This is a genomic window from Rhodoferax sp. PAMC 29310 (assembly GCF_017948265.1).
Lineage (GTDB): Bacteria > Pseudomonadota > Gammaproteobacteria > Burkholderiales > Burkholderiaceae_C > Rhodoferax.
Genome location: NZ_CP072852.1, coordinates 3101241 through 3114834, shown reverse-complemented (window position 1 = coordinate 3114834; position 13594 = coordinate 3101241). Strand labels below are relative to the sequence as shown.

13 protein-coding genes and 1 riboswitch are annotated in these 13594 nt (G+C 58.4%); of the genes, 9 read left to right on the top strand and 4 right to left on the bottom strand.

Features of this window, described 5'->3' with window-relative positions:
* Positions 1-26: 26 nt before the first annotated feature.
* Complete coding sequence (locus tag J8G15_RS14500) at positions 27-449, bottom strand: hotdog fold thioesterase (RefSeq protein WP_210542898.1); 423 nt, start codon at positions 447-449, stop codon at positions 27-29.
* Positions 450-732: 283 nt separating this feature from the next.
* On the opposite strand from J8G15_RS14500, the gene J8G15_RS14495 reads away from it, so the two are divergent.
* From J8G15_RS14495 to J8G15_RS14465, 7 genes are all read left to right on the top strand, one after another.
* On the top strand, positions 733-1818 hold the full coding sequence (locus J8G15_RS14495; RefSeq protein ID WP_240538312.1) for a cobalamin-independent methionine synthase II family protein: 1086 nt from the start codon (positions 733-735) through the stop codon (positions 1816-1818).
* Between the two features lie 59 nt (positions 1819-1877).
* Positions 1878-4064, top strand: coding sequence for a bifunctional diguanylate cyclase/phosphodiesterase (locus tag J8G15_RS14490; RefSeq protein ID WP_210542896.1), 2187 nt, complete (start codon positions 1878-1880; stop codon positions 4062-4064).
* Between the two features lie 47 nt (positions 4065-4111).
* Entirely contained in the window at positions 4112-6211 is a 2100-nt protein-coding gene (locus J8G15_RS14485) for an acetoacetate--CoA ligase (protein ID WP_210542894.1), read from the top strand.
* Between the two features lie 72 nt (positions 6212-6283).
* Complete coding sequence (locus tag J8G15_RS14480) at positions 6284-7378, top strand: 6-carboxytetrahydropterin synthase (protein ID WP_210542893.1); 1095 nt, start codon at positions 6284-6286, stop codon at positions 7376-7378.
* Positions 7379-7925: 547 nt separating this feature from the next.
* On the top strand, positions 7926-8339 hold the full coding sequence (locus tag J8G15_RS14475) for a GFA family protein (protein ID WP_210542891.1): 414 nt from the start codon (positions 7926-7928) through the stop codon (positions 8337-8339).
* Between the two features lie 521 nt (positions 8340-8860).
* Positions 8861-9070, top strand: a complete 210-nt coding sequence (locus tag J8G15_RS14470) for a DUF4287 domain-containing protein (protein ID WP_210542889.1) — start codon at positions 8861-8863, stop codon at positions 9068-9070.
* Between the two features lie 333 nt (positions 9071-9403).
* Positions 9404-10530 (top strand): IS3 family transposase gene (locus J8G15_RS14465; protein WP_370627427.1). Its coding sequence is split into 2 segments (ribosomal slippage): positions 9404-9602 and positions 9602-10530, totalling 1128 coding nucleotides; the frame shifts between segments, so codons are not numbered across the junction.
* Between the two features lie 88 nt (positions 10531-10618).
* Here the strand turns inward: J8G15_RS14465 and J8G15_RS22150 are convergent.
* The 3 genes from J8G15_RS22150 to J8G15_RS14455 form a co-directional block, all read right to left on the bottom strand.
* Positions 10619-10834 carry a hypothetical protein gene (locus J8G15_RS22150; protein WP_370627426.1) on the bottom strand — a complete coding sequence of 72 codons (216 nt, stop codon included), beginning with the start codon at positions 10832-10834 and terminating at the stop codon, positions 10619-10621.
* A gap of 14 nt (positions 10835-10848) precedes the next feature.
* The gene (locus J8G15_RS21620) at positions 10849-11223 is read right to left on the bottom strand and encodes a hypothetical protein (protein WP_240538310.1); all 375 of its coding nucleotides are present in this window, start codon (positions 11221-11223) and stop codon (positions 10849-10851) included.
* Between the two features lie 134 nt (positions 11224-11357).
* Complete coding sequence (locus J8G15_RS14455) at positions 11358-11933, bottom strand: TMEM165/GDT1 family protein (RefSeq protein ID WP_210542888.1); 576 nt, start codon at positions 11931-11933, stop codon at positions 11358-11360.
* A gap of 4 nt (positions 11934-11937) precedes the next feature.
* Positions 11938-12117: riboswitch (yybP-ykoY riboswitch) on the bottom strand.
* A gap of 91 nt (positions 12118-12208) precedes the next feature.
* Between J8G15_RS14455 and J8G15_RS14450 the strand changes: the two genes are divergently transcribed.
* Together J8G15_RS14450 and J8G15_RS14445 are read left to right on the top strand one after the other, a co-directional pair.
* Positions 12209-12838, top strand: a complete 630-nt coding sequence (locus tag J8G15_RS14450; RefSeq protein WP_210542887.1) for a Rossmann fold nucleotide-binding protein — start codon at positions 12209-12211, stop codon at positions 12836-12838.
* A gap of 214 nt (positions 12839-13052) precedes the next feature.
* Positions 13053-13295 carry a CDGSH iron-sulfur domain-containing protein gene (locus J8G15_RS14445; protein ID WP_210542886.1) on the top strand — a complete coding sequence of 81 codons (243 nt, stop codon included), beginning with the start codon at positions 13053-13055 and terminating at the stop codon, positions 13293-13295.
* Positions 13296-13594: the final 299 nt, after the last annotated feature.

Sequence of the window (13594 nt, the reverse complement as noted above, 5' to 3'; positions counted from 1 at the left end):
CTGATTTGGTTTGTATTTTTCGCGCCTTAGCGGGGCGCCAAAATCGCCATCGTGATGCGGGACACGCAGGTCAACTCACCCGCGTCGTTCACCATGTCAATCTGCCACACCTGCGTGGTGCGCCCCACATGCACGGCCTTGGCCGTGCCGGTGACCCAGCCACTGGTGGCGGCGCGCAAGTGGTTGGCGTTGATGTCCAGACCCACGGCCTTGTAGCCCTCCGGGCAGGCACAGTAAGCGCCGCTCGACCCCAGCGTTTCGGCCAGCACCACACTCACCCCGCCGTGCAGCAGGCCGTAAGGTTGTTTGGTGCGCTCATCCACCGGCACACGGGCACGCAAAAAATCGTCACCCACCTCCAGAAACTCAATGCCCAGATGCGATACCGCGCAGTTCGCGCTGAACGCGGTCAGGCCCTCGACCGAGATGGGCTTTTTCCAGATAGACATTCAAACACCTTGCAAGTTGAAAAACGATGACTATAAGAACAAACGACGGCCAGTCCTTGTCGCCGAAGCGCAGACAGCTACGACTTTGATAGTGTTCGCGCCAACCCAACCGTCAATCCCCGCCCGGTTGGGCGCGAGTGCGGGCAAATACGGAGGCTGACCCCGTCTCAAACTCGCTAATATGGGTGCAGGGAATCCACCGTCGCTGCCGTCAACTTTCTGGTGACGGACCCAGGCGACCAGAGCAGCCTGCGACGACAGGCGAGACGCAAAGGACTTGACCATGCCAACTGTGCCCGACCATGTGGGATTGCCCACCGAACCCATTGGCAGCATTCCCAGGCCACCGGCCCTGATCGAAGCGCGACGCGCCTATGAAGCCGGCACTCTGCCGTTGGCCGAGCTCGACGCCTTGTGCGACGAGGCCATTCGCGACACGCTGGCCCGGTTCGAGGCCACGGGCTCGCCAGTCATCACCGACGGTGAACAGCGCAAGTACCACAACTTTGCCAGCTACTGCGTGCACGGCCTGCCCAACTTTGCACCCGACGGCTTCAAGCTGCAGTTCGTCAACCACTTCCGGTTGTGGCCACGGCTGACGGCCGGCCCGTTTCGCTACCAGCAAAAGGGGGACGACTACTTGCGCCGGGCGCGGGCGCTCACCATTTTGCCACTCAAGCAGGCCATCATCTCTCCGTCCGCGCTCAGCCTGTTTTACCCGGCTGAGCCGCTGCCGGATTACAGCCGTGAACAATTCATTGAGGACTTGCTGGCCGAACACACCTCAGAGATACGGGCCTGCCTCAGTGAGGGCGCCCACACCGTGCAGATTGACTTCACCGAAGGCCGACTGGCCTACAAGCTGGACCCCACCGGCGGCGTGCTGAACAGTTTTGTGCAATTGAACAACATGGCGCTGGACCACTTCACGCCGCTGGAGCGTCAGCGCATTGGGGTGCACACCTGCCCCGGCGGCGACTGCGACTCCACCCACAGCGCCGATGTGGATTACGCCGAGCTGCTGCCCAGCCTGTTTGAGCTCAATGCGGGCAACTTCTTCATTGCCCTGGCCCGCGAGCCCGACCCCGAGCGGGTGCTGAAGATGATTGCCACCTACCTCAAACCCGACCAACGCGCGTTTGTGGGTGTCATTGACCCGCTGGATCCGCGCATTGAGACGCCAGAAGTGGTGCGCGACCGCGTGTTGATGGCCGCCCGCCACATCCCTTTGGCGCAGCTGGGTACCACCGACGACTGCGGCTTTGCGCCGTTCTCGGATGACGTGACAACCTCACGTGACACGGCGTTTGCCAAAATTCAAAGTCGGGTGCTGGGCACGCGTTTGGCGAGCGAACTGTTGTTGGGTTGAATTGGATTGGATTTGTCCAAATCTGTTATCCGGGAGCCGGTAAAGGCGTATAACAACGTATGAGTTACGCCAGCGACACACCAGCAGATTCAGCGCAGCAGTTGCAACGGGCCGCGCTGGTGACGTCGGCGGCCGTGCTGCAACGCCAGCGGCGGGTGGCCCACGAGCTGGCGCAGGCCCAAGCAGCGCTGAAGGCGCTCACCCAGGCGCAGGCCCAGGCACTGTCGCTACTGCACTCCACGCTGGAGGCTTCGCCCGACGCCGTCGGGGCCTACGATTTGTCGGACCGGTTGATTGCCTACAACCAGTCCTATTTGCAGCTATGGCAGCTCAGTCCCGAGATGATCGAGACGACCGACCCGAGCGTCCTGCGGTTGCATCTCGAAAGCCAGGTCACCACACCCGAGCGGCTCACCATGTGGTCCGACGACGTTTACGGACCGTGTGTGGAGGTGACCCGGGTGGACGGGCGGCTGATGGAGCGCCGCGCTCGTCCACAAATGCTGCATGGCAGCCAGGTGGGTGTGGTCTTTCACTGGCGTGACATCACTGGGCGGCGACGCGACGAGACGCAACGCCAACGTCTGACCCATTTTCTGGAACGCAGCGTCAACGAAATTTACCTGTTCGACCCGGTCAATCTGAAGTTTGAGTACGCTAACGCAGGAGCATTGCGCAACCTCGGTTATGACCTGCCCACCTTGCGCCGGATGACCCCCGTGGATTTGGCGCCAGATTTCGACGAAACGCAGCTTCGCCAGCTGCTTGAGCCGCTGCTGCAAGGAAGTACCGAGCTGTTGGTGTTTGAGACCGTTCATCAGCGGGCCGACCAGTCGCTCTACAACGTACAAATCAACCTGCAGTCGGACAACAGCGGCGAGCGCCCCTTGCTGATGGCCTTGGTTCTGGACATCACCGAGCGCAAGCGCTCTGAAGCATTGATCTGGAACCAGGCCCACTTTGATGTGCTCACACAGTTGCCCAACCGAGTCATGTTGCAAGAGAGTCTGAGCCAGGAAATCGCCAAAGCGCAGCGCAACAGTCAAAAGCTGGCGGTCCTGTTCATTGACCTGGACAAGTTCAAGGAGGTCAACGACATGCTGGGCCACGCCCAGGGCGACCAGTTGCTGCGTCAGGCCTCGCAGCGCATTCGTACCTGTGTGCGCGCCAGCGACTCGGTGGCGCGCATGGGGGGTGACGAGTTTGTGGTTTTGTTGTCTGAGTTGCAAGATGGCCGCATGGCCAGCGACGTGGCCCAGGCTTTGATTGACCAACTGACATTGCCGTTTGCGCTGGACGCAGGCGAAGTCGTCGTGTCCGGCAGCATTGGCATCACGCTCTACCCCGACGATGCTCAGAGCAGCGAAGTCTTGCTCAAGAACGCCGACCAGGCGATGTACCTCAGCAAAACCCGGGGGCGCAACCAGTTCAGCTATTTCACACGGGAGTTGGAGCAGTCCGCGCAGCGGCGCATGCACATGATTGCTCAGCTGCGCCAAGCCTTGGTGCTGGGGCAGTTCGAGGTGCATTTCCAGCCCATTGTGGACATGGCCGATGGGCAGATTCATAAAGCCGAGGCCTTGATTCGCTGGAATCACCCGGTTTTGGGAGCGGTGTCACCGGTCGAGTTCATTCCCCTGGCTGAAGAATCCGGCTTGATCGTGCCCATTGGCGACTGGGTGTTTGACGAGGCGGTGCGCTGGGTCAAGCGCTGGCGCGAGACCCAGCGCCGTGATTTCCAGGTCAGCGTTAACAAATCGCCGGTGCAGTTTCAGCGTGAAAAAGGCTTCACCGGCACTTGGCAGAATAAATTGCACGAGCAAGGCTTGCCGGGAAATTGCATCACCATGGAGATCACCGAAGGACTGTTGATTGACGCCAATACCGACGTGCAAACCATTCTGAAAAACTGTCGTGAAGCGGGTATTGAAGTCGCCATCGACGACTTTGGCACCGGTTATTCCTCGCTGGCCTATTTGAAGCGCTTTGAGGTTGACTACGTCAAGATCGATCGCTCCTTTGTCTCCAACCTGGCCCCCGGTTCCAGTGACTTGGCGCTCACCCAAGCGATCATCGCGATGGCGCACGCCCTCAAGCTCAAAGTGATCGCTGAAGGGGTTGAGACCGCAGAGCAGCGCGATTTGCTGAAGCAGGCGGGTTGCGACTACGCGCAGGGCTACCTCTTTGCCCGGCCGATGCCTCCGGCCGATCTGGAAAATCTGCTGAGTGCCTTGCCCAGTGCGTGACGCCCAGGCGATTGCGTGCGCACGCAAGACCACGCTACCCTCTTGATATGACACCTAACTCCGCACCGCCCTTCCTGCCTCAAATCACGCTCTATGAAAATTGGTTGGAGCGCCAGCGGGGTCGACGTTTTTCGTCTTACGACGCACTGTGGCATTGGTCCACCACCGACCTCAATGGCTTTTGGCAAAGCGTCTGGGATTACTTCGAGTTGTCCTCACCCACGCCGCATTCGGTGGTTTGTGACGAGGCGCCCATGCCGCACACCCAGTGGTTTGTGGGTGCACAGGTCAACTACTCACAGCAGGTCTTTCGCCACGCCGAGGCGGCCCATGCGGCGGGATGCCCGGCGGTGGTCAGCCACAACGAGACCAGCCTGGGCCACGCGCCCGCTCTTGAACTGAGTTGGCCCGAGTTGCGTCAACAGGTGGCGTCCCTCGCGCTGCATCTGCAAGCGCAGGGCGTGTTGCCCGGCGACCGGGTGGCGGCCTGCCTGCCCAACGGCCCGCAAGCGGCGGTGGCGTTTTTGGCCACGGCCAGCATCGGCGCCATCTGGAGCATTTGCGCCCCCGACATGGGCACCGCGGCAGTGTTGGACCGTTTTCAACAGATTGAGCCCAAGGCGCTGATTGCGTGCGACGGTGTCGTCTATGGCGGGCGCACGCTGGACCGCACGGCGGTGGTGGCCGAGCTGTGCGCGGGCCTGCCTTCGCTGCATCATGTGCTCATGCACAAGCGCCTGGGTGTGTCTTTGAATGCTATTGAATCAATAGCTGCTTGTGTAGACTTTACTGCGGCTACAGCCAGAAATGACGCTCAAACAGCCGCGTTTGAACCGGTGTGGCTGCCGTTTGACCATCCCTTGTGGATCGTCTATTCCAGTGGCACCACCGGTTTGCCCAAGCCCATCGTGCACGGCCACGGCGGCACCATGCTGGTTGCGCTGGCGCTCAAAGGGCTGCACAACGACGTCGGTTGCAGCTACGCGGCCAATTCACTGGGCGAGCGCTACCACTGGTACAGCTCCACCGGTTGGGTCATGTGGAACGCCCAGATTAGCGGCCTGCTCAGCGGCACCACCATCTGCCTGTTTGATGGCAACCCGGCAGGGCGCACGGTGGACGAACACGGTCAAAAACTCGCCCCCGACTGGAGCACGCTGTGGCGCTTTGCGGCCGATGTGGGTGCCACTTTCTTTGGCGCGGGCGCCGCGTTTTACGCCAGTTGCCAGAAAGCGGGGCTGGACTTGTCCACCGTCGGCGACCTGTCCCGCATTCGTGCACTGGCCAGCACCGGCTCGCCCTTGAGTCTGGACGCCCAGGCCTGGGGCACCCAGCAGTTCGCCAGTCTGGCCGGCAGCGAGGCGCAGAAAGACATCTGGTGGTGCAATATCTCCGGCGGCACTGACTTTGCCGGCGCCTTCATCGGTGGCAACCGAAACCTGGCGCAGGTGCCGGGCGAAATGCAGTGCCGCCTGCTGGGATGCGCCGTGCAGGCCTGGGACGAGCAGGGCCAGCCCGTGATGGACGAGGTGGGCGAGCTGGTCTGCACCCAGCCCATTCCCAGCATGCCCTTGTACTTTTGGGGCGACGAAGGCAAGCAGCGCTACCTGTCGTGCTACTTTGACATGTACCCCGGCGTCTGGCGCCATGGTGATTGGCTCAAAGTAGGCGCCGACGGCGGTTGCGTCATTTACGGCCGCAGCGACGCAACCATCAACCGCCACGGCCTGCGCATGGGCACCAGCGAGTTGTACAGCGCGGTCGAGGCCTTGCCCGAGGTGCTGGACTCCTTGGTGGTTGATCTGGAATACCTCGGGCGTGAAAGCTATATGCCGCTGTTTGTGGTGCTGCGCGAGGGACTGACCTTGAACGACGACTTGCGCACTCAGCTGGTGAACGCCATCAAGACCGCGCTTTCACCCCGCTTTGTGCCCAACGACATCTTTCAGGTGACCGCCGTGCCCCGCACCTTGTCGGGCAAAAAGCAGGAGCTGCCCATCAAAAAACTGCTGCTCGGTCAGCCGCTGGACAAGGTCGTGAATCGCGAAGCCATGGCCAACCCTGAGTGCTTGGACTGGTACGAGGCGCTAGCCAACGCCCGCCAAACCGGGTCGGTTCAGCCGCATGCCGGCAAGCCTCTGGCATAAAGAAGGAAAATACCCCCTTCGCCGGGCCGCTTGTTGGCTGTTCGGCCCCCGTTTTTGTGCCGAAAGTTAGACGTGACGAACAAGATTACCTTTGTGGCCACCGCCGCCTTTGAAGCCGCCCGGCGCATTGATGAACTTCCTGCCGGCCACCGCGCCCGCCAGCTGCATGGCCACGGCTTTCTGGCCAGCCTGCGCTGCTGCCCGCCGCCTGACTCAGCGCCATTTCCCGGTGGCGAGTTGGACAGCCTGCAAGCCACGCTGGCGCCTGCGGCCGCCAAGTTGGACTACAGCTTACTCAACGACCAGGTGGCTTCGCCCACCAACCCCAGTGTCGCCCGCTGGGTGCAAAGCCAATGCGCTGTGCCAGGCCTAAGCGCCGTGGCCTTGCAAAGCACCACCACCGAGGGCTGCGAGGTCAGCGCCAGCGGCCAAGTACAACTTTGGCGCCGCTACGCTTTTCACTCCGCCCACCGCCTGCCCAACGTGCCCGCTGGCCACAAATGCGGCAATATGCACGGCCACGCCTTTGAGGCCATTCTTCACATGGGGTGGGACGATTCGGCAGAAACCAACAGCCTGGGTTATGAACTGCTGGACGCCGCCTGGGCGCCCATTCACGCGCAACTCGACCACGCCTGTCTGAACGAGTTAGTGGGGCTGGAAAACCCCACCAGTGAAATGCTCTCCAGCTGGATCTGGCAACGCCTGCAACCCGGCCTGCCCGCCTTGAGCGGGGTCACCGTGTACGAGACGGCCAGTTGCGGCGCTCACTATGACGGCAGCACTTACCAAATCTGGAAAGAGCTGACGCTGGACAGCGCCCTGCGCTTCAAACACGCGCCTGAGGGCCACCCGCGCCGGCTGTTGCACGGCCAAACCTACACCTTGCGTTTGCACCTGAGTGCGCCCCTGGACGAGATCATGGGCTGGACCGTGGACTTTGGTGACGTCAAAGAGGTCTTTAACCCCCTCTTCAAGATGCTGGACCACAAACCCCTGTTCGAGATTCCCGACCTGGCCGATTGCGACACCGCCAGCATCGCCAACTGGGTGCTCGCCAAAGCCCGCACCGCCTTGCCTCAGTTGTACCGCGTTGATTTGTTCGAAACCCGCGGCTGCGGCGTGCTGGTGTCCACGGGGCAGGACGGGCCGCAGTTGCCGCTGTGACAGCTTGGGGTTGGTGAGATTGCTTTGAGGTGGCTTGTTCCCTTGGCCTGACCTGTGTTTTGAAGGTGTTTTAATCCTCTGGCGCCTGTCTAATCTGCGCAGATAGCTATCGAATATGTAGCTGTTTTCCGCTGCGACCCCCTTTCTCACCCCGCCGGGCGAGAAAGGGAGCTCAACAGCCCCATTTGGCCGCGTGTCAAAAGATACGCTGCGCCTTATCGGACGGGGGTTTGGCCGGCAGAGCCTGAGGCAGCTTCGTGCCCAAAGCGGACCACCGTCGTGTCACCTTGACGGTATGCAAGGCGGGCGATACCGGTAGCTCCAATTCGAGAAATTACCCGCGTGCCGCCTAGATTCGAGCAGAATCCGAGTGCGGGGTTTGTTGGATTTTTTATACCTGTATAAAAAGGTAAAAAATTCGAGAAAACCTAAGCTGCAAGCCACTCTCAGGAGGAATCGAGGTCCAGCTTATCCGGCAGTGCCAAGATGTATCGACCGTCTTTGCCATCTACATTTCGTTATGCCCCATTTCAGGAAAACCCTTCCCATGTTTAGCGGTAGTTGTTTGTGTGGCGGCATTCGCTTTGAAATCCGCTCTTCGCTTGCGCCAATTCAGGTCTGTCATTGCTCTCTTTGTCGCAAAGCTCAAGGCGGGCCTTTTGCCACAAACATTCCTGTCGAGTTGTCTGCGCTTCATTTCTTGTCCGGCGAAAACCTGCTCACTTCTTACGAGTCGTCGCCGGGGAAACAACGTTGCTTTTGCAGCCGCTGCGGCTCACCAATCTTCAGCCGCAAAGATTCATTGCCAAATATCGTCCGGGTTCGCGCTGGTCTCATCAATGAGCCATTACTCGTCAAACCCGAGTTTCATGCATTCGTTGGTTCCAAATGTATTTGGTGGCAAATCAACGACACTCTCCCACAGTTCTATGGCCTTCGGGTTGCAACGCCAGGCGCATAACATTGCGATCAAAGCCGCTCCGGCTTTCAGCCTCCGCTGGACGTCCCGCAAGCGGGCCGCCCGTTACCTACAACGTTGGGTGTCATTGCTCGTCTGTTACCCCGAGACCACATATGCATAATTCCAAGTCGATTGAGTTGTTCTCCTCTCGGCCGCTGGCAAGCTCTGTCCTCGCCGTTTTGCTTCTCATCATGGGTCTAGTCTTCGTAAGTGGCCTGGTGCCAACGTCTCCAAACCACAAGTACTTTCCCGGTCACGAATGGTTCATGGCAATCGCCTGCTGGGCGTTGGCCATTTTCTTTTGCTACTGCGCAGCCAAGGGTCGCAAACTAAAAGGGCAAGAAGGGATGAAGTGAACAACGCATCCGCGCCGTCTCAGTTGGTTGCGCTGCCTGTTCACAAGGCGCCTTGGCGAGCGCGCGGGCCAATGGTTGAGCGCTGACTGCCTACCGGAGGTGCAGAGCAGTTTTTGAACGACGCGTTTCCGTTGCGCCGAAGCTATGATTGAAAGCAGTCAATATATGGCAACTCAAGAAACGGTTAAGGGTCCGGCTTCCTACTTCCCATCTATTGAGAAGAAGTACGGCAAGCCCATTGCCCACTGGATGGAAGCCCTTAAACAGCAAGGCCAACTCAAACACATGGAGTTGGTCAGCTATCTCAAAACGGAGCATCAGTTGGGTCATGGTCACGCCAACGCTCTGGTCGCTTGGTATATGGCCAAAAAGTAACTGCTTAAAGGCACGAGCGACATGCGAGACACAGTGACTGGCCAGTCTGCGATGGCACTTTCGCAAATGGACTTCAGCCGCTTTCGTGGGCACTAATCGACTTTCAGTTCGACGTTGCTCGAATGATGAACAGCATAGTTGGTTGGGTGTTGTCAGCGTCTGCTCTTGGTCGGGACAGGCCTGACGTTTCCGTGCACAACGCTGCCAAACTCGATTCCTGTCCTGATCTAATGACTTCGTACACACAGATAGGTGGAAATCACCTGGGTAATAAAAGTGACGAAATCCAAACGAAGAGTATTCGACTCAAGCTTCAAGCTGTAAGTCGTTGAAATGATCCGCTCCCAAGGCCTGAGCATTAGCCAGGTCTGCCAGGACATGAAGCTGGGCGAGTCGGCAGTGAGACGTTGGCTGGCACAGCTTGATGCGGAGCAACTTGGCCAGCTGGGCATTGGCAAGCCCTTGACCGCTGAGCAGCAGCGCATCCGCCAACTCGAAGCCGAGAACCGGCAACTGCGAGGCGATGTGGATATCTTAAAAAAAGCGTCGGCCTTCTTTGCCCGGGAACTTCGATGAGCTTCCAGCTTGTTGAGCAACTGCAGCAGAAGGCCGTGCCAGTTAATCAGGTCTGCCGCGTATTGGGCGTTAGTCGTTCGGGCTATTACACGGCCCGTAAGCGCGCGCAGGCCCAGCCCGTGGTGTGCGAGGCCAGCGTGCACCTGAGGGCCGCGTTTGCGGCCAGTGGAGGGGCTTACGGCAGCCGTCGTTTGCGCACAGCCGTGGCATCGCGCGGGCTCGAAATTGGTCTTTACCGCTTGCGCCGTTTGATGCACAAGAACGGATTGCGCTGGGTGTGGAAGCGCAAATTTGTGCACACTACCTACAGCAAACATGCCCTGCCAATTTCGCTCAATGTGTTGAACCGGCAGTTCAATCCGATGCGGCCCAACCAGGCCTGGGTGGCTGACATTACCTACATCCGTACGCGCAGCGGCTGGCTGTATCTGGCGGTGGTGCTGGACTTGTTTGCACGCAAGGTGGTGGGCTGGGCGATGGCACCGGACATGCAGGCCACACTGGTATGCCGGGCACTGCAACTGGCCATCGTGCAGCGCCAACCGGCGCCGGGTTTGATCGTGCATTCGGATCGCGGCAGCCAGTACGCCAGCGCAGCGCACCAAAATCTGTTGAGCAAGCATCAGTTGGTCGGCAGCATGAGCCGCAAGGGAAATTGCTGGAACAACGCGGTGATGGAGCGCTTCTTCTTGAACTTGAAGATGGAGCGCGTCTGGCAGAACGACTACGCCAACCATGCCGAGGCCATGAACGACATTGCCGACTACATCGTCAGCTTCTATAACAGCCAGCGGCTGCACTCCAAACTGGGCAACTTTCCGCCCAATGCTTTCGAGCAAAAATCGGCAATCAAACAACCTATCGGCATGTGCGAAAAGACTTGACCAGGACATCCAACGGGAATGACCATTAAGCGAAATCCGGTTCATTGCCACTTAAAAGCCACTCGCGTTAATAGGTTCTATTATTCGATTAGCGCCTGAAAGCGCCTTTGCGTATCGGCCACGCGCAAACACCCCGATATATACCCTCCAAGGTCCTGGTGGCTGACGCGGCGAGAAGCCGCCAAATTGGGGTGACTGCGATGAGGCAAATAGCTGCAACGACAAATGCACCGACCATGTCCAATGGAAAGTGAACGCCTAGAAAAACCCGCGCAACAGACACCACGAGGGCAATGCCCAACATGAGGCTTCCCATCACTACAGCCCCCCAGCAAGCAACGTCAGTCCAAAGGCTGACAGCACTGTCACGTGGTCGCTGGGAAATGAAGAGTCAGCTTGATGCGGTATCCATGCATGCCCAAGCATGACCATAAACGGCCTGGGGTGTTGCCAGACCAGTCCGATAAGCTGATTTGCACCTACGGCGACCATGACGACCACGAATACTTTCAAAGCCAAACTGCGTCGTTCGAAGTCTCCCCAAAGCCACATCCACAGTAATGCAAGTGGAACCAAGTAGATAAGTGTGTCACCCAATGCGACCGCAATGCCCACAATCCACGCGGGCGTGTTTTCTCCCCCGTTGAGCATCATAAAAAGTTGTCGATTGAGTATTTCCAGATTTTCCAACATGTATCTCTTGATTGGTATGGCGCAACGAATGCAAGAGCTAATGTCAGCCTTTCGCCCACCACCAAGACTGCACTAGAACTCGATGAAGTCAGTGGCAGCTTCGCGGGTATTGATTGACTCGGCTGATGCGGTTTTTATATAAAAAATTTGTCGACTTGAAACAGTGTGAGTAGACCCATGGCCGCAAATATCCCTGCAGCAATGGAGTGCACCAACTTCATGGGTATCTTGGCGGCAAATTTGTTGCCAACGAACACAGCAGGAACATCTGCCAAAAGCATGCCCAAGGTCGTTCCAGCAATGACCATGACGGGCGTACCGTAGTGGGCGGCCAAGGCAACAGTCGCAATCTGCGTTTTGTCGCCCATTTCAGCCAGGAAGAAGGTGACCAAGGTCGCCCCAAAGACTCCGAGATGTTTGGCTACCTGTGTTTCTTCTTCCTCAATCTTGTCGGGAATCAAGGTCCAAATTGCCATCGCGATGAAGGATGCCCCTAGTACCCAACGCATGATGTCCGGGCTCACTACCGAGGTAATCCAGGCCCCGAGCGCACCCGCCAACCCGTGATTCACCAGCGTGGCAACCAAGATTCCAGCAATGATGGGGAAGGGTTTCTTAAATCGAGCTGCCAGAATGAAGGCAAGGAGTTGGGTCTTGTCGCCGATTTCAGCGAGGGCGACGACACCGGTAGAGACGAAGAGAGCTTCCATAAGGGATTCCAAGGCCAGACAAAAAACAATGACCACAAAGCCTCCCCGGCCGAACCGGAGGCAATGTGGTCAAAGGTCTTGTCAAGTTTGAAACCGCTTGCACCATGGTCAAACAATGACCAAGTATGTTGACGCAAGCCCCTTCGAATGATTCGAAGGGAGACTACTCTCCAGTGACATGTGAATTCTAGCCTGCGAGCTGCTGGTTGAGGCGATTTGTAGCCGCGCTTGGTTGTCGCCTGTCACCGCGAGCAGGCAAGGTCGGATGTGGGCGAATGTCTGCTCTTGGTCGGAAAACGCCCGACCCGGCAGCGTACGAGCGTGCTGCCGAAGCAGGTACGCTTTTGGCAGGCTTGGGGATTACTGTTGTCAGTGTGTGCGGTAGCCCGGCAACTCGAGTAGCTGTTGAACGTGCAATCGCCGCTGGCGGAACTGTGCTGAGCATTGTTCCTCCCGACGAAATGCCTCCGCCTGATTGGCCCGCCACCGTGGTCGTTCCTTGCGGCATGGGCGATGCCCGCAATTTGCTGATGGCCCTTTCAGGGGATGCATGCATCGTCATCGGTGGCCGAGCGGGAATAATTTCCGAAGTCTGCTTGGCTTGGCTTCACAAGCGCCCTCTACTGCCGCTCACTGGCTGCGGAGGTTGGTCAGACGGGCTGCTGAACAATCCACCGGATGAAAGAAAAAACTCGCCAATCCTTCCGTGGAGCTCAAGCGCCGAGTTGAAAAAACCAACTTCAGGCGCTGGGTTTGGTTTCTACTGGGTAGCTGAGCGCGTGGCCTGGCCCGTCATTCTCTCGGACGATTTCTGGAATCGAGGATGTCGGGAATCAGCATGTGGAGGCTTTCGGAATCGCTGTTTGAGGGACTGCTCCTGGTCGACAAATATCCGAAGTGTCTAGGGCCTCTTAGGTCATCCATGGCGGCATGGAAGTCCACACGCCATCTTTCCGCGTTTGATATGTCGACTGCCGAGGCGCGCCTCCACCGCCGTTGCCTAGCCCCACAAAGGAACGGGGCGCCACATAGGCAGCAGCGGGCGTACAGCCGGTATTGCCCTGTCTCCGAATAAGGAGGAAACTACGAGCGGTCCCCTTGAGCACAAGGAGCTTGACCATGACCTCTCCCCATCGCGCGTCCGACACGCCATTCGCAGTCAACGTTGAACTCGGCAAAGACTATTTTTGGTGTGCCTGTGGCCAAAGTAAAAGTCAGCCATTTTGCGATGGTTCACATAAAGGCAGCTCATTCACGCCGATTCAGTACAGCGCAGACGCCAGCAAGGAGGTTTACTTCTGCGGCTGCAAAGCCAGCAACAACAAGCCACTTTGCGACGGCACTCACAAAAATCCAGTTTGACCAATCTGGAAGTCACCCGCTTGACTAGGCTCCTGTCCACTTCCACTTCCACTTCCACTTCCACTTCCAAGTTGTCTAAATGTTGGCTGGGGCAGTCGGTGAAGCATTCTTGGTGTCTGCAGGTAGTCGGTACTGCCAGTCACATGTGGGGGAGTTGAAGTTTTCACGAGCCGTGTACTGGCGCTGCGGACCCGAAAGTGCCGTTCTCTCGCCCGAACTATCCGCCACGAAGCAGTGGCTTGAACGGTCCACCCGCGCGGCCCTTCGACGCGCATGCAGCACAGCGCTGACCTGCTTCA

What these genes read in the sequence shown, in the direction of transcription:
- J8G15_RS14500 (WP_210542898.1), bottom strand. Translation starts at nt 449, where the DNA reads ATGTCTATCTGGAAAAAGCCCATCTCGGTCGAGGGCCTGACCGCGTTC.
- J8G15_RS14495 (WP_240538312.1), top strand. Translation starts at nt 733, where the DNA reads ATGCCAACTGTGCCCGACCATGTGGGATTGCCCACCGAACCCATTGGC.
- J8G15_RS14490 (WP_210542896.1), top strand. Translation starts at nt 1,878, where the DNA reads ATGAGTTACGCCAGCGACACACCAGCAGATTCAGCGCAGCAGTTGCAA.
- J8G15_RS14485 (WP_210542894.1), top strand. Translation starts at nt 4,112, where the DNA reads ATGACACCTAACTCCGCACCGCCCTTCCTGCCTCAAATCACGCTCTAT.
- J8G15_RS14475 (WP_210542891.1), top strand. Translation starts at nt 7,926, where the DNA reads ATGTTTAGCGGTAGTTGTTTGTGTGGCGGCATTCGCTTTGAAATCCGC.
- J8G15_RS14470 (WP_210542889.1), top strand. Translation starts at nt 8,861, where the DNA reads ATGGCAACTCAAGAAACGGTTAAGGGTCCGGCTTCCTACTTCCCATCT.
- J8G15_RS22150 (WP_370627426.1), bottom strand. Translation starts at nt 10,834, where the DNA reads ATGTTGGGCATTGCCCTCGTGGTGTCTGTTGCGCGGGTTTTTCTAGGC.
- J8G15_RS21620 (WP_240538310.1), bottom strand. Translation starts at nt 11,223, where the DNA reads ATGTTGGAAAATCTGGAAATACTCAATCGACAACTTTTTATGATGCTC.
- J8G15_RS14455 (WP_210542888.1), bottom strand. Translation starts at nt 11,933, where the DNA reads ATGGAAGCTCTCTTCGTCTCTACCGGTGTCGTCGCCCTCGCTGAAATC.
- J8G15_RS14450 (WP_210542887.1), top strand. Translation starts at nt 12,209, where the DNA reads ATGTCTGCTCTTGGTCGGAAAACGCCCGACCCGGCAGCGTACGAGCGT.
- J8G15_RS14445 (WP_210542886.1), top strand. Translation starts at nt 13,053, where the DNA reads ATGACCTCTCCCCATCGCGCGTCCGACACGCCATTCGCAGTCAACGTT.